The sequence below is a fragment of the Sediminibacillus sp. JSM 1682029 genome (assembly GCF_041366435.1).
GTDB lineage: Bacteria > Bacillota > Bacilli > Bacillales > Amphibacillaceae > Sediminibacillus > Sediminibacillus terrae.
In genome coordinates this window covers 350,870-373,707 of record NZ_JBEWYY010000003.1, presented here as the reverse complement: position 1 = coordinate 373,707, position 22,838 = coordinate 350,870, and the positions used below count along the sequence as shown (strand labels likewise).

At 45.8% G+C, this 22,838-nt stretch carries 22 protein-coding genes, 1 pseudogene and 1 riboswitch; of the genes and pseudogenes, 12 read left to right on the top strand and 11 right to left on the bottom strand.

Annotation, left to right across the window (positions count from 1 at the left end; genetic code table 11):
• Positions 1–30 precede the first annotated feature (30 nt).
• Together ABVF09_RS08035 and ABVF09_RS08030 are read right to left on the bottom strand one after the other, a co-directional pair.
• Entirely contained in the window at positions 31–687 is a 657-nt protein-coding gene (locus ABVF09_RS08035; protein ID WP_026570861.1) for a type 1 glutamine amidotransferase domain-containing protein, read from the bottom strand.
• 311 nt (positions 688–998) lie between these two features.
• A complete protein-coding gene (locus ABVF09_RS08030; RefSeq protein WP_051382151.1) occupies positions 999–1,817 on the bottom strand; it encodes a VOC family protein in 819 nt (272 codons plus the stop codon).
• Positions 1,818–2,108: 291 nt separating this feature from the next.
• Here ABVF09_RS08030 and ABVF09_RS08025 point away from each other — a divergent pair, with 291 nt between their 5' ends.
• The 3 genes from ABVF09_RS08025 to ABVF09_RS08015 all read left to right on the top strand — a co-directional run bounded on the left by ABVF09_RS08025 (position 2,109) and on the right by ABVF09_RS08015 (position 5,391).
• Positions 2,109–2,435, top strand: a complete 327-nt coding sequence (locus tag ABVF09_RS08025; protein ID WP_272914945.1) for a winged helix-turn-helix transcriptional regulator — start codon at positions 2,109–2,111, stop codon at positions 2,433–2,435.
• A gap of 109 nt (positions 2,436–2,544) precedes the next feature.
• Positions 2,545–4,143 carry an HsdM family class I SAM-dependent methyltransferase gene (locus ABVF09_RS08020; RefSeq protein ID WP_371068944.1) on the top strand — a complete coding sequence of 533 codons (1,599 nt, stop codon included), beginning with the start codon at positions 2,545–2,547 and terminating at the stop codon, positions 4,141–4,143.
• Positions 4,144–4,362: 219 nt separating this feature from the next.
• The gene (locus ABVF09_RS08015) at positions 4,363–5,391 is read left to right on the top strand and encodes a serine hydrolase domain-containing protein (RefSeq protein ID WP_153463645.1); all 1,029 of its coding nucleotides are present in this window, start codon (positions 4,363–4,365) and stop codon (positions 5,389–5,391) included.
• A gap of 166 nt (positions 5,392–5,557) precedes the next feature.
• Here ABVF09_RS08015 and ABVF09_RS08010 read toward each other — a convergent pair whose 3' ends face one another.
• Positions 5,558–6,091 carry an acyl-CoA thioesterase gene (locus ABVF09_RS08010; protein WP_026570866.1) on the bottom strand — a complete coding sequence of 178 codons (534 nt, stop codon included), beginning with the start codon at positions 6,089–6,091 and terminating at the stop codon, positions 5,558–5,560.
• A 26-nt stretch (positions 6,092–6,117) separates the two neighbouring features.
• Positions 6,118–7,560: a cardiolipin synthase gene (gene cls, locus ABVF09_RS08005; protein WP_026570867.1), complete on the bottom strand. Its 1,443-nt coding sequence runs from the start codon at positions 7,558–7,560 to the stop codon at positions 6,118–6,120.
• 301 nt (positions 7,561–7,861) lie between these two features.
• Between cls and rarD the strand changes: the two genes are divergently transcribed.
• The 9 genes from rarD (at position 7,862) to ABVF09_RS07960 (ending at position 16,424) form a co-directional block, all read left to right on the top strand.
• Positions 7,862–8,779, top strand: a complete 918-nt coding sequence (gene rarD / locus ABVF09_RS08000; RefSeq protein WP_026570868.1) for an EamA family transporter RarD — start codon at positions 7,862–7,864, stop codon at positions 8,777–8,779.
• Positions 8,780–8,933: 154 nt separating this feature from the next.
• Positions 8,934–9,440 (top strand): DUF3231 family protein, encoded by a 507-nt coding sequence (locus ABVF09_RS07995; protein WP_026570869.1) that lies wholly within the window; start codon positions 8,934–8,936, stop codon positions 9,438–9,440.
• Between the two features lie 411 nt (positions 9,441–9,851).
• A complete protein-coding gene (locus tag ABVF09_RS07990) occupies positions 9,852–10,691 on the top strand; it encodes a CAP domain-containing protein (RefSeq protein WP_371068943.1) in 840 nt (279 codons plus the stop codon).
• Positions 10,692–10,856: 165 nt separating this feature from the next.
• Entirely contained in the window at positions 10,857–11,426 is a 570-nt protein-coding gene (locus tag ABVF09_RS07985; RefSeq protein WP_371068942.1) for an RNA polymerase sigma factor, read from the top strand.
• A complete protein-coding gene (locus tag ABVF09_RS07980; RefSeq protein ID WP_153463654.1) occupies positions 11,427–11,867 on the top strand; it encodes an anti-sigma factor family protein in 441 nt (146 codons plus the stop codon).
• Positions 11,864–12,973, top strand: a complete 1,110-nt coding sequence (locus tag ABVF09_RS07975; RefSeq protein WP_371068941.1) for a hypothetical protein — start codon at positions 11,864–11,866, stop codon at positions 12,971–12,973. The genes ABVF09_RS07980 and ABVF09_RS07975 overlap by 4 nt, the downstream gene beginning before the upstream one ends.
• On the top strand, positions 12,970–13,809 hold the full coding sequence (locus tag ABVF09_RS07970; RefSeq protein WP_371068940.1) for a hypothetical protein: 840 nt from the start codon (positions 12,970–12,972) through the stop codon (positions 13,807–13,809). The genes ABVF09_RS07975 and ABVF09_RS07970 overlap by 4 nt, the downstream gene beginning before the upstream one ends.
• 153 nt (positions 13,810–13,962) lie before the next feature.
• Positions 13,963–14,073, top strand: a riboswitch (SAM riboswitch).
• 140 nt (positions 14,074–14,213) lie between these two features.
• The gene (locus tag ABVF09_RS07965) at positions 14,214–15,980 is read left to right on the top strand and encodes a PLP-dependent aspartate aminotransferase family protein (RefSeq protein WP_371068939.1); all 1,767 of its coding nucleotides are present in this window, start codon (positions 14,214–14,216) and stop codon (positions 15,978–15,980) included.
• A gap of 141 nt (positions 15,981–16,121) precedes the next feature.
• Positions 16,122–16,424 (top strand): hypothetical protein, encoded by a 303-nt coding sequence (locus tag ABVF09_RS07960; protein WP_153463665.1) that lies wholly within the window; start codon positions 16,122–16,124, stop codon positions 16,422–16,424.
• 16 nt (positions 16,425–16,440) lie between these two features.
• Here ABVF09_RS07960 and ABVF09_RS07955 read toward each other — a convergent pair whose 3' ends face one another.
• The 7 genes and pseudogenes from ABVF09_RS07955 to ABVF09_RS07925 form a co-directional block, all read right to left on the bottom strand.
• Complete coding sequence (locus ABVF09_RS07955) at positions 16,441–16,605, bottom strand: coiled-coil domain-containing protein (RefSeq protein ID WP_371068938.1); 165 nt, start codon at positions 16,603–16,605, stop codon at positions 16,441–16,443.
• Positions 16,606–16,654: 49 nt separating this feature from the next.
• Positions 16,655–17,567 (bottom strand): annotated as a pseudogene (locus ABVF09_RS07950) (TIGR01777 family oxidoreductase).
• 274 nt (positions 17,568–17,841) lie between these two features.
• On the bottom strand, positions 17,842–18,621 hold the full coding sequence (locus ABVF09_RS07945; protein WP_371068937.1) for a class I SAM-dependent methyltransferase: 780 nt from the start codon (positions 18,619–18,621) through the stop codon (positions 17,842–17,844).
• A 321-nt stretch (positions 18,622–18,942) separates the two neighbouring features.
• Positions 18,943–19,140, bottom strand: coding sequence for a DUF2188 domain-containing protein (locus ABVF09_RS07940; protein WP_026570880.1), 198 nt, complete (start codon positions 19,138–19,140; stop codon positions 18,943–18,945).
• Between the two features lie 97 nt (positions 19,141–19,237).
• Positions 19,238–20,308: a Gfo/Idh/MocA family protein gene (locus ABVF09_RS07935; RefSeq protein ID WP_371068936.1), complete on the bottom strand. Its 1,071-nt coding sequence runs from the start codon at positions 20,306–20,308 to the stop codon at positions 19,238–19,240.
• 10 nt (positions 20,309–20,318) lie between these two features.
• Complete coding sequence (locus ABVF09_RS07930; RefSeq protein WP_026570882.1) at positions 20,319–21,293, bottom strand: ABC transporter permease; 975 nt, start codon at positions 21,291–21,293, stop codon at positions 20,319–20,321.
• Complete coding sequence (locus ABVF09_RS07925; RefSeq protein WP_371068935.1) at positions 21,286–22,800, bottom strand: sugar ABC transporter ATP-binding protein; 1,515 nt, start codon at positions 22,798–22,800, stop codon at positions 21,286–21,288. Before ABVF09_RS07925 ends, ABVF09_RS07930 begins: the two co-directional genes overlap by 8 nt.
• Positions 22,801–22,838 lie beyond the last annotated feature (38 nt).

The window sequence follows — 22,838 nt, the reverse complement described above, 5'->3', positions numbered from 1 at the left end:
TTGCCTCTATATTATCCTATCTGAGATAGGTTATTTTAGCAAATCGACGAATGCGTTGGCGGTCGACACACTCGATTGAGGGTTTTGTCCTGTTACAAGATTGTCGTCAACAACCGTATAATCGGAAAATGGTTGTCCCTGTGTAAACGCCGCTCCTTCATTTCTCAAGCTGCTCTCAAGTTTGAATGGAAGCTTATCCATCAATTTCATCTGCTGTTCCTCTTCATTGGTGAAAGCTGTCATTCGACGGCCATCCGCCAGCTTACGCCCATTGTCAAGCGTTACATTGACCAAACCAGCAGGCCCGTGGCACACAGCTCCGATTACTTTATTTTTCGCGGCAAAGTCACTTATTATTTCTTGCAGGGCACTGTTATTCGGAAAATCTTCCATTGTGCCATGACCTCCGGGAAGAAAAATCCCATCAAAGTCATCCGGATTTTGAGCAGCAAGGTTTTCTGTGTTCTCTAGTAATTTGACCGGTTTTTCCCATTCATCCGGTGCTTCCTCATCATAGCTGTTCGGATCGAGTGGAACATTGCCGCCACTTGGACTAGCAACCGTAATGTCGAATCCATTCTTTTCAAAAATGCTATATGGCTCTCCATACTCGGACAACCAAAGTCCAGTTTGGTGATCTCCCATCTGTTGGGAAGAGGTTACCACCATCAATACTTTTTTACCCATGTTTGACGCCTCCTTCGATAAGGCTTATTCACTTGTGCTATTCCATCTTCCACACAATGTTAAACATCGGGTACTCATGAAGAGCAAGAAGCCAAAAATGATTGTAAAAGAAAAAAAGGGGCAATCACCGTATTCAGATCGAGAGGTTTAGGGTTACGTTCTTTGCCAAGAGAAAGATCGACTTAACACCCCAAGGGCAGGCGGTGGAAATGGACGAAGCTGTTCCTGCCGATAACGATACACGGCTATTTCGTTTTATAGTTTCCCGGACAAAATAAGCTGTCGCTTTACGATTCGCGACAGCCAAAGGATTAAGTTCGGAAGCGATAAAGCACACCAAATGGATCAATAACGCTTCCGTCTGTCCCGATCGAACCCTGGCGGAGGAAGCGGTCAAAATCATTCTGTGCCACTTTTGCTCTTACTGAACGTAAGCCGATCATTCCATACTCTGGAAGAGCCGCCCCTTCTCCATGCCAAGTATTTAAGCCAATGTGATGATGATAACCTTCAGCAGCAATAAACAACACTTGCGTACCAAGCGAGATAGTTGGAGAAAACCCCAGCTGCCCCACATAAAACTGATGCGCTTTTGGTATAGAGGAGACATGGAAGTGCAAATGGCCGATTGTGGTCCCCTTCGGAAGCCCGTGCCATTTTTCTGCGGAATGGAGCAGGTTCTGGACTTTTAGCGGATCAGCTGCGACAGGAAGTTCGCCGCCCAGACCACGCCATTCACGCTTGTCCCGATCGGCATATACTTCAATACCGATTCCGTCAGGGTCCTCCAAATAGATTGCCTCGCTAAACCCGTGATCCGAGGCACCGACAAGTGGGTAGCGCTTCTCTACTATGTGCTGTAAAAAGGAGGCCAGGGAGCTGCGATCGGGGACAAGAATAGCAAAATGATATAGTCCGGCCATGTTCTTCGACGGCTTGGCCGCATTACTGTCTGCATGTAAACGCAGTAAAACCGTGCTATCCGGTGTTCCGAGAACAGCGGTGTTTCCGTTTGTTTCAAGAACGGCAAAACCTAGTGCGTGCTGATAGAATTCGAGAGAACGGACTAGACTGTTTACCGTCAATTCAACTTCTTCCCATTGAAAGGATTGCAAATTATCCTGGTTCATATTTACTATACCTTCTTTTTATGTTATTCTTAATACAGTTACTTTTAGTAAGTAAGTGTATATTAGTAATATGTTCCCGTCAATCTTTTTTTAAAGGATGAAACCCCGCAGAGCGGAGCTAAAGAAGGATTACCAGCCACCCGCGAAAAAGTGCAGGACTAAGCATCCCTTGGCACTTGTATGGGCAGGGGGCTCCATGAACGGTGATCCGTTTATTTTCAGACTTCTTATACTCCCTTTTCTACTGGTGAATAATAAGATATATTAGTAAGTAAGGCAGGGGTGATATCGATGCAAGAGTTATGTCCTCGTTTCGAAAAGGCCATGCAGCTGTTCGGCAAACGCTGGGTGGGACTCATCTTGTTTGAGCTTCTCGATGGGGAAAAACGCTTTTCCGAAATGGAAGCGGAACTGCCAATCAGTGGCAGACTGCTATCCGACCGTTTAAAAATGCTGGAACAGGAACAAATCGTGGAACGCAATGTGTACTCGGAATTTCCTGTCAGGATTGAATACAGGCTTACGGAAAAAGGAAAAGCCATGGAGCCGGTCATAAAGGAAATTAAAACCTGGTCCGAAAACTGGGTGGCTGCAGACGAAGTCAACGAAACATTATAATAGATGCCATTCAGCCGCTTCCTTAGGAGCGGCTTTTTTCTCCGTATATTTGTTCCGGCGCAATGCGCTTTTTCTTAATTTTATACACTCTAAAGATGGGGGAACAGACGTGAGCGATCACAGTCAAGAAATTACTAACCAATATTGTCGGCAGATAGATGCCGAGACCCGAAAAAAATTCGGTCAGTATTTTACGCCGAGCAGTATTGCCGATGTCATGAAAGCGTGGGTCCTCGGCAACCCGGACTGCAAACAAGTTGTAGATCCTGCGGTAGGTCTCGGAGAGCTGGTCACCGGTCTGCCCGAAAAGCTGGCTGTCATAGGATATGATATCGACCAGCAGGTTCTTACCTTTGCCCGCCAGCGTCTGCAGGCGGCTAAAGTGGATGCTGCTCTTTTGGAGCAGGACTTTTTAAAACGGGACTGGAATGAAACCTATCAAGGTATTATATGTAATCCGCCATATATCCGTTTTAAACACTATTCCGAAAAACAAGGCTATTTGCAATTATTCAAAGAAAAACTCGGCTTAAAGTTGTCCGGTTTCACCAATATATATGCATTGTTTTTGCTGAAAGCCATCCATCAATTAGCCCAAGATGGCCGTGCCGCCTTCATCATCCCATCTGATTTTTTAAATGCAGACTATGGCCCGCCGATCAAACAATACTTGCTTCAACAGCAAAACCTTCATGTTGTCGCTGTCACTAACTTTAAGCAGAACTGGTTCGACCAAGCGGCCACGACGTCCGCTCTCTTCTTTTTCGATAACAGAAGGCAGACTTCGACTCTCGAATTCATTCAACTCGACGACCAGGAAGGACTGGCGCAGCTGAATGAATACATAACCGCTTTTGGTGAACGGCCGCCCGTCGGCCGTATATGTAAATATAAAGAGTTGGATTCCCAAGTAAAATGGCGCACGTACTATCAGCCCTCTAGTAAAAGGCAGTACCGCCATGTGAAACCGATTGCTGAATTTGCCAGGGTGACCCGAGGTATTGCGACAGGTGATAACAAATTTTTTTGTGTATCAGAAACAACCCGCCGGGAATGGCAGCTGGAAAAAGAACACTTCCTTCCGTGCCTTTCCAAAGCCAACCAAGTGACAGGAAACTTCTTTTTTCCGGAAGACTATGAAGCACTTGTCGGTTCCGGTGCTCCGGTACTCTTGTTGAATATCCAGGAAAGCGAACCTTCAAGCAAGCAAGCCCGTGCCTATTTGGCACATGGTGAGGCTTCCGGAAGCAGCAAAAGATATCTAACAAAACGCCGGCGTCCATGGCACAAGAATGAAACAAGGCTGCCCCCGGATATTTTCATATCCACCTTCAGCCGGAATAAAGTAAAATTTATCCGCAACGAAACCGGTGTCAGGAGTTTGACCTGCTTCCATGGTTTATATATGCATCCGGACTATCGGGGAAAACTGGATTTGTTGATGGCTTATTTCATGACCGGAATTTCACAGGACATACTGGAGGAATGCCAGCGTCAGTACGGGAAGGGGTTGAAAAAGCTGGAACCGAATGATATCAATCAGGCCATGGCCGTTGACCTTGATGTAATTACGGAAGCTGAGGCCGCCCAAATCCAAGCGATTTACCAAAGGATACAGACGGAGCAGCTGCAAAATCCAGAAAGTATGCCTCAAAAGGAGATACAAGAGCTGGAAGAGATTTTCGAAAGGATTTTGCAAAAACCTTGAACATCCACAAGACTTCTTCCTCTCTCTTCCATCCTTTTCCCGGCTGGAAAGTGGCCGAAAAAACATGGCCACCAAAGCAAAACGGAACGAATTCGAACTGCCAACCGAATTCGTTCCGTTTCTTACCTAATAGTCTTTTAAGGCAACGCTTTACCACATACAATGGAAAGGAAGCTTTACCAGTTAAAATCAGCAAAGCATTATGGAGGGAAAAGAAATATGAAAAGAGATACTGAATTAAACGACCTCATTGCCGAAACCTGTAATAAGATGGACTTTTCAGGGGTTGTGTATGTAAAACAAAACGAGCATATATTATCGGACTCGTCCTTCGGCTATGCCGACAGAGCCGAAAAACGCCGAAACACTTCGGACACCCGCTTTGGAACAGCATCTGGCTGCAAGCTATTTACTGCTATCGGAATTTGCCAACTAGTTGAAAAAGGTTTGTTGAGTTTCGATACTCGTTTAGTCGACTGCTTGAATATCGATTTCCCACATTTTGATAAAGAGATTACCATCCACCAGCTCTTAACCCACACTTCAGGCATTCCTGACTACTTTGATGAAGAGAAAATGAATGATTATGAAGAATTGTGGAAGAACTACCCTGTTTATCAAATCCAATCTCTTAAAGACTTTTTGCCTCTCTTTCAATCTGAAAAAATGAAGTTTGAACCTGGACACAGATTCCATTATAACAATGCAGGCTACATTCTTTTAGGCCTTATCATTGAAGAACAAACAGGAATGCCATTTACAGAATACATAGAATCAGAAGTTTTTCACAGGTCCAATATGATCGACTCCGGATATTTTGCATTGGACCAGCTCCCCGAAAATACTGCAGCAGGGTACATCGACAGTGACGAGGATAACACTTGGAGAACCAATATTTACTCTATTCCCAAAAAAGGAGGCTCGGATGGAGGCGCATTTGTTACAGCTCCCGATATGATTAAATTATGGGAGTCATTGTTGGACTCTACCCTCCTAAAAGAAGAAACGACAAAGGTATTGCTCAGTCCCCACATTAAAGTGAACGGGGAAATACATTATGGATACGGTATTTGGCTGAACCAAAAGAATGATCAAGTCTACAAATATCACGTAATGGGGTTCGATCCGGGAGTCCGTTTCAGATCCTCCGTATATCCAGATTCTGACTTGAAGGTCGCAATACCTTCCAATATAGAATCTGACCCTTTTGATATCACTAAAGCAATTGAAGATGCATTGGTGAAATAGTATCGATTTGGACAATGGTTTGAATTGGATTTCCGTCTATAGGGGGCTTATTCCGGGAATAAGCCTCTTTTTATGAGGGCAATGCTGTTCATGTCCGGTTTCCATGCAATGTAAAAAAAGCTGCCGCAAACCTGAGCAAAGGTTGGCAGCAGCTGTACATCAGCGCTTATTTTTCATGTCTCGTATTTTCATTCCAAGGAAAACGAGTACCGAATGTACGGGCCATTTCTTTGGAATTGCTTCTCCTTTGTTTACGGAGCTCGGCCCGTTTCGGGGCTCCTTCATGTAAAAATTTCTCTTCTTCTGATTCCGGGTAAACCGGCGGCACCGTAACTGGACGGTTATCAGGCCCAATTGCCACCATGGTGACAAATGCTGTCGTGCATACTTTCCGTTCGCCGGTATTCAAGTCCTCTGTCACAGCTTTGATAAATACTTCCATCGAGGTTTTGTGCGTCCAGGTGACGAAGGCTTCCAAACAAATCGTATCTCCTTCTTTTACCGGCGCCAGAAAGTCTACCGAGTCGGTTGATGCGGTCACAACCGGCTTACGGGCATGCCTCCTTGCAGCAATAGCTGCCACATCATCGATATGGGCCATCAGCCTGCCGCCAAACAATGTACCATGGCTGTTGGTATCTGGTGGTAATACATGCGAATTTTTCACTGTCAATGAAGCGATACAAGGTTTTGCTTCCATTGTAATTCCTCACTTTTCTGTTTAATTTATAGGATTGGCGAAAGCAGTCGGGCAATCGCCTCTTTGATTCGAATCCATATGGACCGCTGTAAATAAAGCTTATAGGACAACTGACTGGAATGCAAAATATCCTCCTGGAACTTTTGTGCCAACTCACCGGCAACTTGCCGGTCATACAGGAACGCATTTACTTCAAAGTTCAATTTAAAACTGCGTACATCAATGTTGGCTGTACCAATTGAGGCTATCTTTTCATCCACCACAATCGTTTTGGCATGAAGAAAGCCATTCTGATAAATATAGACGTCGGCACCTGCTTTTAACAGGTCACCGATATTGGAATAAGTAGCCCAATAAACAAACGGGTGATCCGGTTTGTTCGGTATCATGATCCGCACATCGACCCCGGAAAGCACCGCGATTTTCAAGGCATCTGCCAGGCTGTCGTCGGGAATGAAATAGGGGGTTTGGATATAGATATATTCCTTGGCAGACATGATCATTTTGATATAGCCGTTTTTAATTTGTTCCCACTCCGAATCCGGGCCACTGGAAACAATTTGGATTCCTACTTCTCCGGTCGGCTCGGCCGCATAATACCGCTCTTCATACAAAATATCGTGCCTGGAGGCTTGATTCCAGTCGAGGATAAAGCGGGTCTGCATGTTCCGGACCGCGTCGCCGACGATTTTGAGATGGGTATCGCGCCAATAGCCGAATTTTTTGTTATATCCCAAATACTCGTCACCAATGTTGAATCCGCCAATATATCCGATTTTTCCGTCTATGATGGCAAGCTTACGATGGTTTCGATAATTGATTTTCAAATTGACCTTGGGAATCAGCGGCGGGAAAAAGGCTTCGACCTCTGCTCCTGCTGCCTGTATTTTGCGGATATATTTCCTGCTTAATTCCCTTGAGCCCATGTCATCATAAAGAATCCGCACCTGGACGCCTTGTTTGGCCTTTTTGATCAATGCATCGGCCAACAATTCTCCAAGCCGGTCTGCCCGGAGGATATAATACAACAGATGAATATGGTCCTCTGCTTCTTCGATGTCCTGAAGCAGGGAGTGGAATTTTTTCTGGCCGTCCGTAAAAATCTCGACACGGTTATCCTGAGTAAGGATGGCATCATCATTGCGTAAATGTAAGTAAAATAAGTCCTTATAAGGGATAAGACTCTCATCCTTAAATTGAAAGCTCCCCTCTTCCAACGCTCGCATTTGTGCCTGGACGGCCGTTTTGACACCAAGTCTGCTTTTGGTATCCCAAGTGAAGATTTTCTTATTGCTAAGCTTGCGGCCAAAGATTAAATAAAGAATGAAACCGGCAATCGGTATAAACAACAGCACCATCAGCCATGCCCAGGTAGAAGAAGCATCCCTTCGTTCTAAAAAGACAATAGCCAGTGCGAGCAGTATGTTGAAAACCAAAATCGATCCAATGATATAAGGAAACACGATCATGATATCGATCATCATGTTTCTCCCCCCCTCCGCCATTATGTAGAAAGCCCGGTGTGAAAGAACGATTCGCCAGTCGATAAGGGCATCAGCAGTGTAATTATACTCTTCTCTCCGTATTTTTCCAAAAACTATTTTTTAAAAAGCCAGGTCCCCACTGCACAGAACTTTGATCAATCTAAAATAATTGATTTTTTGACTCAAGGATTCTAAACTTACTCTATTCACTTTGCTTCTGATTCCCTATAGCTGAGTAAAACAAGAAAGGAATCAACAGAAATTTAAAGAAAAAGAGGTTGACGCAATGGAAAATAACGAATTCAAAGCAGGCGTCCTTTTTACGGCCGCTGCTTATATCTTATGGGGCTTCCTGCCGATATACTGGAAACTCGTGCAAAATGTCCCTGCCGGCGAAATTCTTGCCCACCGGATTGTTTGGTCCTTTGTCTTCATGGCCTTGTTATTATCCTTATTAAAAAAATGGAGACCGTTCATCCGGGAATGCAGACAAATAATCCGGGATAAGCAAAGGCTGATCGGAATTACGCTAGCCTCTATTGTCATCAGCATCAATTGGCTGGTGTTCATCTGGGCCGTCAACAGTGACCATGTTGTACAGGCAAGTCTCGGGTACTATATTAATCCGTTGATAAGCATTATTCTCGGGATGGTTGTGCTCAAAGAAAAACTGACGAAGTGGCAGCTGATTTCCTTTTTACTGGCAGCGGCGGGTGTCGTGAACTTGACGATCAGCTTTGGTGTTTTTCCGTGGGTTTCCATCCTGCTGGCTCTGTCCTTCGGATTGTATGGTTTGTTGAAAAAAACCGTCGCTATCAGTGCGATGTTCGGACTGGCGATCGAGACACTGATCGTCACACCGATCGCTCTGATTTATTTGCTCAGCCGACAAACTGATGGCGGAGCCGCCCCGGAAATTTTCACTTCCACCACTGGACTGCTTATATTAAGCGGCGTAGCGACAGCTGTGCCATTGTTGTTGTTCGCTAGTGGCGCGCAGCGGATTCCCCTTTCCATGGTTGGTTTCCTGCAATACTTCGCTCCGACGCTGATGCTGTTTATCGGTGTATTTCTATACGGGGAAACCTTTACCCATGCACACCTGGTCTCTTTCACATGTATCTGGGCAGCCCTTGCTATATATACTGTCTCCCGGACCAAATGGTTTCATCATTTGGAGTCCAGATTCTCGCGAAGTTATTAGGACTCCTTATCAGGCTTTCCCTAAACTGGTTCCTTTTACCCTTTTTTCTAGTAGGAGCGGATAGCCGGTCTGCCAAAAGTGGAATTGGCCAGTATAGTTTTCCTGCCATTCGCAAAATATATCCTTGCATGATTATATAGCAAGGAGTGAAAAGATGGGTATTCTAAGTGGAAATCCAAAAAACCAGCCGATGCATTATGGCGAAGTCTTTGGAATTTGGAGCAGTCTTGCCGGCAGCAAGGGCATGATTGCCGGTTATCAAACCATGGCGAACCATACCGGCGACCGCGACCTGAAAAAATTGATTGAAGACATGATCCGGACAATGAAACAAGAAAACGAAGAAATTGAAGAGCTTTTGAAAAACAATGGAATAGCTCTTCCTCCATCGCCACCGGAACGGGCGAAAGCTGCTTTGGAACAAATCCCTTCCGGAGCCAAATTCAACGATCCGGAAATAAGCGCCGCTATTTCCCGGGACATCGGGCAGGGACTTGTAGCTTGCAGCCAAATCATCGCTCAATGCATCAGGGAAGATATCGCCATGATGTATGGGCAAATCCATATGAGCAAGGCACAATTCGGCGCCAGGCTGCTGCGGTTGAATAAAGAAAAAGGCTGGCTCGTTCCGCCGCCGCTTCACAACCAAAACTTCGAATAAGCATTTCGGCGGGGGGGGGCAGCCCTTCCCATCGTTTGACGAGGGAAGGGACTGTCCCCCCTTTTTTATCTCGCTTCGTTTACAAGATAACAATACATTTACAAGCATGGCTTGATTTGTAATATAAGAGGGCGCTTTTGAAGGCTGTCAACACGGTTTTTTATGTAAAATTAACCAGTTTGACGCCTTTTTTGCATGCAACGCAATAAAGAGCATAGCATTCTCACTTCACCTAAGGGGCCGGAGGATCTAGTAATAGAACAGGGAAGGAGGATAATGGCGAGAATTACATAGCGAAAGAACAAGCACCCGTTCGATTGTAAATGGTAAATAGCACCTCAAATATTACAAAAAAGCCATGCTATGATGTAACAGTAAAACAAAACACAGCGAAGAGGAGAGTGTAAAGAAATGTTCAAGAAAGCAAGCATTGTAACAGGAATTTCAGCGGCACTACTTTTCGGAGGAGCTTTTTCTTCTTCGGTAGATGCGCAGGCAAATAACGCAAACGACCAACAAGGAAAGTCATACCAAGTCTATTACTCTGTGAATAGCTACAAAGGTAACCTTTCACAAGAGGATATTCAAAGTGTTATAGATAAATACTTCAGCAATCACAAGTGGAACTGGAAGGCTCCAGCAGAACAAAAACAGGCTCAGGAGCAGCCACAAAAAGCAGAAGAGAACAAACAGCAAGAGCAGACAAATGAACAGCCTGCAGAACAAAAAGAACAGGAATCTGCAGAACAGAAGCAGCAAACAGAAGCTCCAAGTAACGAGCAAGCTGAACAGGCCCAAGCGCCTCAACAAAACAACAATGAAGCAACTGCAGAGGAGTCCAAGCAAGAACAGACTGAAAATGCAGGACAAGAGCTAAACGAATTTGAACAAGAAGTAGTGGAATTGACCAACCAGGAGAGAGCAAAGCAAGGTCTTGATCCTTTGGAAATCGATACAGAACTAAGCAAAGTCGCACGTGAAAAATCAGCGGATATGGCTCGTAACGGTTACTTCGACCATAACAGCCCGACTTACGGTTCTCCGTTCGATATGATGAAACAATTCGGCATCTCCTACAACACTGCAGGGGAAAACATTGCCAAAGGACAGCGTACTCCGGAAGAAGTAGTCAACGCCTGGATGAACAGTGAAGGCCACCGCAAAAACATTCTTAACGGCAACTTCACCCATATCGGTGTCGGCTATGTCGAAAATGGAAACGTATGGACACAACAATTTATCGGAAAATAATAGACAAGTAGATTTATGGACAGGGGCTGTCCCATTCGCCGGAAAACGGCTTATGGGCCAGCCTTTTTGCGCGATTGGGGTCAGTCCCCGGTGACGATACCGGGGACTGACCCCAAAAAAATTTATTTTTTTGTAGGGTTTGGGGGTGGATGGTTCGTCTATAAAGTGAAATGGTCAGAGAGAGGGGGAGCGTCCATTCAAGATGAACTGCTAATCAAAAAAATAAAATCGGGCAACCAGCAAGCCCTTCGGCTGTTGATCGAGCGTCATAAGCAGCAGGTCTTCAAAGTGACGATGAGCGTCCTGCATGATGAAAAGGCAGCTGAAGATGCGGCTCAGGAGACGTTTATCAAAATGGTAGATGCTCTTCCCTCTTACCAGCATCAAGGGTTTAAAACCTGGCTTAGTAGAATCGCTTTCCATAAAGCAATCGACGCCCGCCGGAAACGGCAGCGAATGAGAGAAGATTTCAGCAGCGACGGACAGGAATATCACAAGGGCCAAGTTGACAGCGCGGAGGAGCAGGCGATGCTGCGGGAAAGAAGACAACGTATCCGTGAGCAAATCGATCAGCTTCCAGATAAACTGCAGTTTACAGTACGCTGCTATTACTTAGAAGGCATGTCCTATGCCGAAATCGCAGACCGGCTCGGTTTAGCCGAAAAGACCATTGAAGTACGGCTGTACCGGGCACGAAAATGGATGAAAGCACATTGGAAGGAGGATGATTTTTAAATGATACATATTGAAGAGGAGTTGTGGCCCTACATAGAGGAAACGGTGGATGACCAGAAACAGCAGCAAATCGAAGCCCATTTGGAGACCTGCGCGCAATGTTTCGACCGTTATCTTGCATTACTTGACCAATGGGAGGCACCTGGGCATCTCGCTGACTCCTTTACCGAAGCAACCATCGACAAACTTAACGTCCAACAAGTCTTGCCGCAAAAAGACGGACAGAAAACATCCTCCTCCATATCCAGGGAGGTCAAAACGATCAGCCACTATTTACTGGCTGCAGGACTAACCATTTTATTAATGGCAAGTGGTATCTTCCAGGGCGTCCTTCACGTAACCGATAAAACGAATATACACAGCCGGCCGTCCATGGCAGATAGCCTGATGCAAAAAACAGACAGCTGGCTGACGCAACTAATAAAGGGGGAAGATCAATGAATAAATCATCCATACTGGCTTTCTTTTTAGCGCTCATCCCCGGTTTTGGCCATATGTACCTTGGTCAAAAACGCAAAGGGGTGCTCTATCCGTTGCTTTTCTTTGGCACAATAAGCTTTGGAACGTTTGCTTACATCATCTCTGCACCTAGTGAGTTGATCCCCTTAACATTGCTTATGGCATTTCTGATTTGGGCGGTCAATGTAATCGACATGATTGTCACCTTGCTGATAGGCGCCAGCAAGATACAACCCATCGAACAGTCTGCCGAAGCGAAACTTGCTGCCGGGGATGCGACCAATTCCCCACAAACCCATTACAATGAACGGTTCACGACGATCTTGTTATCATTCGTTCCGGGTGTCGGCCACTTCCAGCTCGGTCTGAACCAGAGAGGATTGACGTTTTTGGCCGGCTTTTTCGGAGTGGCTTCCATGATTTTCTTTGTTGCTTTTGTCAGCAATCAAGGCGGCTTTCTTATTTTTCTGCTGGCCATGCCGATCATCTGGATTTACAGCTTTTTTGATGCGATTCAACTATTGAACAAGAAACAAAACGGAGAAACCCTTGAGGACCGGACAATCATCGAGGATTTGGATCGTTACCGGGAAGAGGGGAAAAAGAGCAAGATGCTTGCCACCATCTTGGCCATTTTTCCCGGTGCGGGGCATATGTATTTAGGGTTGCAGCGAAGAGGGCTGCAATTAATGGCTGCCTTTCTGCTAGCCATCTATGTGCTGGACGTTCTGCACCTTTCCATCTTCTTGTTTTTGATTCCGATCATCTGGTTTTTCAGCTTTTTCGACGCCTTGCAGCATTCCAGCAAGGCCGAACAGGGAGAAGTTCAGGACGTGCCGATTGTAAAGTATTTGGCAAACCATCAAAAATGGCTGGGCATCGCCCTTTTACTGCTTGGGATTTTCTATATTGCCGATTCCATTTTGCTTCCAGTCATAGCTGAACAAGTGCGTGCAGCGTTTCAAATCGATCTTTGGTATTATTACCGCCAGTATTTTCAAGTATCGCTTGTCTGTTTGCTTTTGATAGCTGGGGGAATTCGTTTGATCATCGGGGCGAAACCGGATAAAGGAGGAAACAATCAATGAAGAAATGGCGGGTAGGATCTGTCTCCATGGGGGCAGCCCTCATTTTACTAGGTACGGTCATCATGCTCTCTCAATTTTTCGATTGGGATGCAACAACGGTTTTATTGGCCTGGTTTCCATTGATCCTGATTGTTTTAGGAGTGGAAATCATCCTTTACGTCTACATGTCCCGGCAAGAACAACCTGTGGTGAAATATGACATTTTATCCATCGTATTCATCACTTTCTTAGGGGGTGTTGCGCTCATCCTTTTTATCGGGGCCACTACTGGATTGCTGGATAAGATTAAAACCACTGTCCAAGCTGAGGAGGTGGAAGCAACCTTGCCGCCAATCGAAAAAAATATCGGTGACAAGGTGAAAAAAATTGTCTTGGAGTCCGCGGAGGGAACAAGGCTGGAGACAAACAACACAGGCGCTATTCATATATTCGGCACCTTCCACTCTAGTACGGCAAGTAAAAAAGACATCAAGCCAGAGGAAGTCGCCTCTTTTCACCAGGTCGGTGACACCTTGTATGTGGAAATGCTTGAAGCACCCACGAGCCAATTCGGATATGATGACAGCCGGTTTACTGCAACGGTGTCGATTCCGGGAAACATGGAAACCGAGGTCCGCTCCTGGCTGGATGAAGCGCGCCTGAACCTGGCAGCTATCAAAAGTAATTGGTCGTTAACCGAGGTGGATGAGGTGTATCTGACCAATCCGGATAAGGCCGATGTCCAACTACATACTGAAAACATTTGGCAAGAAGAATCCAGTGACCAAACAGATACATTCGGAAAAGGCACCCACCAACTCGAAATCGAAGAAGTCAATCAACTGTATACCAAGTAAATTCTTTATCCTGGTAGAGCAATGGGGGACAGTCCCTCCGGCGGGGACTGTCCCCTTCTTTTTTCAAATTTTTTCTTTAAGGGTTGACTGGATTGACAGAGTGATTTATAATTCTTTCAAAGATTGAAATTTCAAACATATTGAATAACAAGACTCTTATCCAGAGCGGCGGAGGGACTAGGCCCGATGATGCCCGGCAACCTTCAAGCGACAATGCTTGAAAAGGTGCCAATTCCTACAGGTCCATGATCTGAAAGATAAGAGGAGGACTCCGACTACACGCCCTCTTCTTAGGAAGAGGGCTTTTCTATTCCCCCTCTTCCAACACAACAATCTTGTTACCTGCTTTTCACGGCCTTAGGTACTATTTTTCCCTAGAATTATCCCGCTTAGGAGGAATTAACATGACAAACCCATTCCATTTGCTAGGCACCGAAACACAACTTCTTCACGGAGGACAGACACCAGATCCGGCGACAGGTTCCAGGGCAGTCCCGATTTATCAAACGACATCCTATGTATTCCGTGATACCGAGCACGCCCAGAATCTTTTTGCCCTGGCTGAACCTGGCAATATTTATTCGCGCATCATGAATCCGACTGTGGATGCTTTTGAACAACGGATCGCTCTGTTGGAAGACGGCGTAGCGGCAGTTGCCACCTCTTCCGGCATGGCTGCCATTACTCTGTCGATTCTGAACTTGGCAGGGAGCGGCGATGAAATCGTAGCCGACAGCAATCTTTACGGCGGCACTTATAACCTGTTTGTCAAAACACTGCCTCGCTACGGAATCAATGTCACCTTTGTGGATGCTTCGGATCCGGAAAACGTCCGTGCAGCTATCACCGACAAAACCAAAGCGGTCTTTGGCGAAATCATCACCAATCCAAGCCTGAATGTGTTTGACGTGGAAACAATCGCTGCGATTGCACATGAACACGATATCCCGTTGATTATCGATAATACATTTGCCACTCCGTATGTAACCAAACCGATTACCTGGGGAGCGGACATCGTTGTCCACTCTGCTACCAAGTGGATCGGCGGGCACGGTACGACAATCGGAGGGGTAGTCGTCGATGGCGGACGTTTTGATTGGAACAATGAAAAATTCCCTGAATTCATCCAGCCTGATGAAAGCTATCACGGCATCAGGTATGCCATCGACACTGCACCGGCAGCCTTTGCTACGAAGCTACGCGTACAGCTGTTGCGCGACATCGGCGCCTGCCTGAGCCCGCAGAACGCATTTTTGCTGTTGCAGGGTCTGGAAACATTGCATCTGCGTGTAGAAAAGCATAACCAAAACGCCCAGCAGGTCGCCGGTTACCTAAGCGACCATCCAGCAGTGGAATGGGTTGCATATCCAGGATTGGAAAACCATCCTTCCCACCAACTTGCAGAAAAATACTTGAACGGAAAGGCAGGTTCCATTATTACTTTCGGTATCAAAGGCGGACGCGATGCAGGACGGCAGTTGATCGACAACATCACCCTTTGGTCGCATGTAGCCAATGTCGGGGATGCCAAATCACTGATCATCCATCCCGCTTCCACCACCCACCAGCAGCTTGATGCAGATGGATTGAAGGAAAGTGGTGTTACGGAAGAATTGATTCGTCTTTCGATCGGTATTGAAACCGCAGAGGACTTGATTCAGGATCTCGATCAGGCAATCGCACAAGCTACCGGTACAAAGCCCACCATTACTGCCACAAATGAAAAGGCAGTACAATGGGCGCTTCACTCACCATTCGACCGGACAAACGGGCTCCGGCAAAAAACGATAGCCGTTCTTGGATTAGAGCCGGATGAAAATTTGCCGGTGTATCGAACAGCTGCGAAGTTGCAAAATCTCGGATTTAAAGTCATTCCGGTCCACAATGGAAATGAGCCAATTCTAGGTGAGACGCCAGTGGCGAATGTGGCAGCAATAGAGGAAGAAATCGATGTCGTTTATACACAGGACACACTCGCTGCAGAGGCTTTACTGGCAAATGACGGCCAGGTTGAAACAAAAATACTGTGGCTCGATTCCCAGAGTACTAGCCTGGATGTCACCGATCAGGCGCGCGTGCAAGGGATTACCGTTGTCGAAAGTCTCTGCCCATACCAAGAAGCGGTGAGACTGAGAAGCGGAGATACAAGAAAGCAGCCGGTCCACGCCTAAGCAGGCAAGAATCGGTATGAAAATAGAATATTTCCCTCAACAAAAGCCGCTTGAAAAGTACCAAGCGGCTTTTGTATGTACAAAGACTTGCATAAATTCGTTAAATCCTTTCATACTATCTTTGAAAAGGAGGAGACATGGATGGATTTTCCGACGATACATACAAACTTTTGGGACGCTGTAATAGCAGTACCAGCCGTCATGATTGTCACTCAATTGATAAAAGTATTGTTCCGCGTTCCAAAAAAATTCGTGCCGACACTGGCACTTGTGATTGGGTTGGCAATATCTGTTTTCATTAGTCACCGCGGCAGTTTGATTGCCGGGATTTTTATGGGATGGTTTTATGGCTATGCCGCCATCGGTTCTTATGCATCATTAAAAACCACGATCATCACTTTTTTACATAAACGAAAGGCAAAGCGTCTGACATCTCTCGGCTGATCTGACCAATTTGCAATTATTTGTTTTTCAGCTCCCGCACCTCTTCCTCCAGCTGTTCCACCCTTTTCTGAAGTTCCCTTTTCGGCTCAGACACTCTTTTGTTGATCATGCCAAAGAAGCCGAACACAGCTACGATTCCACCGGCGATTGCCATGACAAACAATAAACCTATTTCCGCCACCGTTATCCCTCCTGTGTCACTGGTAATTTTGCTAGTGTCTTCTGATTTTTTATCCAAATACGCCAGCACTCTTGTTCTGCTGAAGAATATCTTTAATTGTCTTATCAAGCGTATTGAACCTGAATTGGAAGCCCTCCTGTTCAAGCCGATCCGGAATCACCCAGCGGCTTTTTAGCACAAGTTCCGTCTCTGTCCGGATCAATATCGAACCCATTTCCAGCATCCATTTCGGTGCAGGCAGGCCAACAGGCATGTTTAGCTCTGTTCTTAAAATCTTCATCAATTCCCGGTTATGTACAGGGGTGGGTGCTGCACAATTAAAGACACCGCTCAAATCATCCCTCTCCTGTAAAAACAGCACGATTTGAAACAGGTCTTCAACATGAATCCAGCTGAACATTTGCTTTCCGGATCCCTGTGCCCCGCCGAGACCGAATTTCACTAAGTTTAAATAAGGGGTCATCACCCCTCCTTCCGGGCCTAAAACGATAGCGGTTCGCAGAGCAGCTTGTCTTGTTTCTGATAAATCAAAAGAAAAGAATGCTTCTTCCCATTTTTCTGACACGTCCACAGAAAATCCCGTTCCTATTTCTCCGTTTATTTCCGTCATCGGCCGATCTTCGGCATGTCGATAGATCGTGGCGGTGCTGGAGTTAAGCCAAATCGGCGGCGGGCTATCACATGTCTTGATAACTTCGCCGAGAATAGTCGTCGTTTCGATTCTTGAATGCAGGATTTCCCGCTTGTTTTTGTCAATGGTAACGGCAATTTACCGACTTGCCAGCAAGGTTGACGAGCAAATCCGCCCCTTCCAAAGCTTCCTTGATGCCATCCCTGTCGTCCCATGATAGGTAAGAGGGCTGTCTCGATATGATTCCTACATTATATCCCTTCTCTTCGAACCTCCGTTTGAAATAATTCCCGATAAATCCTGTTCCCCCTGCGAGGATAACCTTTTTCATCGTCAAAACCCCAATCTGAATTTTTATCTGAATTGGTTGCCTCTTGATGTTTTGGGTTCATTTTAACATATTAACGGAGTGCCCATGACAGGTTCCCCTTCGAAGGTATTTTTCTCTACGCATTTCCGGCTTACACCTCCATAGGGTGTTTAGTGAATAATTATCAACACGCCAAAACGTCACGTTATCAGCAGCACTGGTTGGCAAAGAAGTGATTACGGCATGAAATAAGTCAGCTCATATAAGGATGAGCTGACTTTCGCTTTTTATAGGGTCACAAAACCACTTTTACTGCCTTTGTCGCGATAAACGTTTTGATGTATTGATCTAAAATCCGGGTTCCTCCGAAATCATCTTCATAAAAGCCCGTTATTGCAAAACCAGCGTCGATTTGTCCCTGTATTTGGTCTTCCATGGTATGGGCATATTCAATGGTTTGGTTGGAGCGAATGTGATCCTCCACTTCTTCTTCAGGCAACTGATCCAAAGTCGAAGAGGGAATGGGATGCTTCACATCAAGAATCCCTTTTTGTTCCTGCTGGTCATCAAAAATAAACAACAGCGGGTTCGTAAATCCGGCTATCAATGTTCCTTTCTTTTTTAACACCCTTGCCGCTTCTTTCCACACCGGGCGGATGTTATCCACGAACAAATTGGAAACAGGGTGGATGATCATATCGAAAGTTTCGTCTTCAAAGACACTTAAATCACGCATATCCCCTTGCACAGTGTGCAACGACAGCCCGTCCCGTTCTGCAACCAACCTGTCTTTTTCCAACTGCTTTCGTGATATGTCGGTGACGGTTACCTGGGCACCGGCAGCTGCCAGAACAGGAGCCTGCTGCCCTCCACCTGACGCAAGGCAAAGGACCTTCAATCCTTCTAATTGGCGCGGGAACCAGCTGCGCGGTACCGGCTTTTCAGTAGTGACAGTGATATTCCATTTGCCTGCTTTACCTTTTTCAATCGTTTCGCTGCTGACCGATTTTGTATAACGAGAGCCTTCTTCCACTTTCTGATCCCAGGCATTACTATTTTGCTTTGTCGTATCCATCTCTGTCTCCTCCCTATTCCCAGTCTTTTTTATATGTTTTTACCAGCGTATCATAAATAGGCCAAGACGGGGGTCAGTCCCTCCTTCCGAATTTTGCTCTTGGGGTCATGCTCTTGGGGTCAGTCCCCATCAAGCCGATTCTTTCATTGATTCAGGTTGATTTTTCGCAGGAATCCTTATCTGCCAAGGATTTCTGCAATTTTGGGGACTGACCCCTCCAAGGGGATTTTGCACCATCATGAGCCGGAGAGGGACTGACCCCTTACCTTAAAAAAAGCCAGCTCGTGGTGAGCTGGCTTTTTGGTGTTATATGCTTTTGTCTTAGTATTTTTTCTCTTCGACGATTTCGTGGTTTTCGTCTAAGATCATCAAGCGACTTGGTGTATCGTTGGATGCCAACTTTTCAGCTTCTGCGATTGCATCGTCTTTTTTGCTGTATAAATCAGTCGGAGCTACGTCTTCGATTTTTACATACCAGCCTTCTGCATTTTTGTTTGGTGTTACGCTATATTCTTTCATGTCTATCGCTCCCTTTCAGAAATTGCTTTATTCTTTGTGTACAAAACAATTCCCGACTGCTTTGCGAACCAAACCTATACTATCTGAGCCGCAGCACCTATACGTTCTTGGTTTCTAATTTTGCAGTGCTTTGGTTGACCTGAACAACCGTAGCTGTTTCTGCCGCTTTCACGATACCCAGGAGGACTTTTAACGACACAAGCGCATCTTCCCCTGTCACAGCCGGCTTCTTATTATGAAGGACACTATCCACAAATGAATCGATTACACCGCTGTTCGTTTGGTCATCATTGGTCTGGATGGTTTCCAATTGATACTTGGCTATGGAACCATCCTTTTCTATGACAAGCAGAGGATAGTCCTTGTCATGATATATTTTTATGATTCCACCCGTCAGATAAATAATCGTGCTGTTATCCTCTTCACCATAATAAGTCCAGGAAAAGGAAGCCGTCCCAATGCGCCCGCCGGCTGTTTTCAAGGTGCATACAAGATTGTCGCACACTTCTATCGGTTCCCCGGTAATGCCGGTTTTATCTAAAGATCCTTGAAAGGCACTTACCTGGTTTATTTCATCATTCAACAGATAATGCAGCAAATCGATTTTGTGAATCCCTAAATCACCGGCGACTCCCAACCCGGATCGCTCCTTGGAGAAAAACCAGGTGCATTTCGTTTTATTTATCCCCCATCGTTCAGGACCTGCATGGCCGAAGCTTGTTTTAAAGGTGAGGACTTCTCCGAGTTCTTTATTCTCTATTAACTGTCTTGCTTTTTGATGGGCCCTAGTAAAACGCTGGTTATGATCGATCATCAGTTTCTTGCTTGAGGTTTTCTGGGCCTGGACAATTTGTTCTGCACCTTCGATGGTCAATGCGATCGGCTTTTCACAAAGTACATGCTTCCCGGCTAGTAACGCTTTTACAGAATTGATGGGATGAAATTCGTTCGAGGAGCAATCGCTGATGATATCAATCGTCGGATCTGTTATTAAATCGTCCAGAGATGCTGAAACCGATCCAGCAAATTGGTCGGCCAGTATTTCCGCTCTTTCGGGATTTCGGTCATAAAAAACGATTTCTTCGATATTCGGATTTGCTTTGTATTCGGGTGCATGGCGAAACTTGGCAATCGATCCACAGCCGATAATACCTGCCTTCAACTTCATAAACATCCTCCTATTCCCGCTTCTGGAAAACTACTGCCACGATGATGATCAAGCCCTTTACAAACCCTTGTAAATGGGGCGAAACATTCATCAAGTTCATCATGTTGTTCAAAATGCCGAGTATCAGAACGCCGAAAAACGTTCCGAGGACCTTTCCTCTCCCACCAGTCATCCTCGTCCCGCCAATGATGACCGCGGCGATTGCATCCAGCTCGTAGGCCTGGCCGGAGCTAGAGGAAGATATCGAGTTCAGTCTCGAGGTTTCAATGATTGCGGCAACACTTACCAAGAGGCCCGCCAGGCTGTAGACACCTATTTTGACACGGTCGACACGTATAGTGGATAACAAAGCCGCCTTCTCATTGCTTCCAATCGCGTAGACATACCTGCCGAATCGTGTTTTTTGCATCAATACATAAACAAGACTTGTCATTACTAAAAAAATGATAATGGGATAATCGATGATCCACAATTCACTGTTTGCTATCGCTGTGAAGCTGGTTACCTCCCCAGAGATACTGCCTCCGTCAGCAATGTAGAGGGCAATCGACCTTGCTCCCGCCATCATTCCCAATGTGGCAATGAAGGACGCAATTCTCCCCTTTGCAACCATCAGTCCATTCAACAGTCCGGCAAACGCTCCGACAGAAAATGCTGTCAATATCGCCAACAGGATACTTCCAGTCGCATTCAGGGACAAAATCGAGACAACGCCGACAAGTGCCAGGACAGAGCCGACTGACAAATCGATTCCGCCCGAAAGCATGACGATAGTCATTCCCAGGGCGACAATACCGATGATCGAGACCTGCATCAAAATATTCAATTGATTATTGACGTCCAAAAATCGGGGATTTAACAAGGATGCCAAGACAAATATGACCACAAAAGCAATGATTACACTATATTCGGACCAGAGCCAGGACAGGTGCCTGTTTTTGTCCGGGGGTTGTGTACTTTCTTGTTTGATTGCTGGACTAGCCAATGTGTTCCACCTCCCTTTTTGAGCCAGTGGCATATTTCATGATTTCATCCTCGTTAGCTTGGTCCCGTTTCAATTTTGCCGTTATCTCCCCTTGATACATCACATGAATAGTGTGGCAGACTTTGAGAATTTCCGGCACCTCGGAAGAAAGAATGATGATCGCTTTACCCTGTTCGGCCAACTGGACGATCAATTGATAGATCTCCCTTTTGGCGCCGATATCGATCCCCTGGGTCGGGTTGTCAAAAACGAGAATGGGGGTATCGACCTCCAGCCATTTTGCCAGGACGACTTTTTGCTGATTGCCTCCGGAAAGCTTATCGATCGTCACCTTTGGATCGTGCACCTTTATATTCAAAGCTTCTTTAAAATGATGAAACCGGGATTTTTCTTGATTCGGTTGAAGAAAACCCATCCGTTCAAAGTGGGAAAGAGCAGAAATACTCATGTTGTGGTAGACACTTAAGTCTTTGATGATTGCATTCTCTTTTCGGTCTTTTGGGACAAAACCTATACCAGCCTGCAACGCCTGTTTAGGATGGTTGATTGGGACAGAACGCCCCTCTACCTCGATACTGCCGGAAGACGTCTTGTTAAATCCAAATATGCTTTCAAACAATTCTGTACGACCATCACCGGCCAACCCGGTAAAACCGAGAATCTCTCCGGCATGCAGCGTAAAGTTTATGTCCCGGAAACGACCAGCGCTTGTCAATCCGGTTACATGGAGCATTTCCCTTCCAGCTGCATGGTTGTGAACAAAACGTTCTTCCGATACAGATTTGCCGACCATCATTTTTGTAATGGCCGTCACGTTTTGATCAGCCACCCGGCCTGAGCCGACTATTTTTCCATCCCGCAGGACGGTATAACGATCACAAATTTCCTGGATTTCTTTCAGCTTATGGGAAATATAAATAATCGAAACATTGGCCGCTTTTAAATTTTTCATCAAGGTAAACAACCGGTGCACTTCATGCTCTGTCAGAGCTGTAGTCGGTTCATCCATGATGATGATTTTGGAATCCTGAAGCAGTGCCTTGGCAATCTCGATCAATTGCTTGTAGGAGGCATCCAACTGGCGCACATAAGCTTTGGGGTCGATTTCCACTCCTAGTCCGGCAATTACCTCGCTCGTCTTCCGGCACATTTCTTCTACTTTCAGCAGTCCTAACCGGTTTCTTCGTTCCCTCCCTAAAAACATGTTTTCATAAACCTTCAAATCTGCGACGACGTTTAATTCCTGGTGAATGAAACTGATGCCGAGCTGCTGAGAGGTGCGCGGGTCGGTCATTTCCACTTGCTTACCATTCACCTTGATTGTTCCTTTGTCGGCAGGAAAAATGCCACCCAAAATATTCATCAATGTAGATTTCCCAGCTCCGTTTTCCCCCAGCAAAGCATGTATTTCTCCTTCTTCCAAACAGAGACTGGCCTGTTTGAGTACAGGAACGCGATTAAACGATTTATCGATATTTTCCATTTCCAATACATAATTACCGCTCACTTTACATCACTCCCTATCAGAAAAAGGGATACAATATT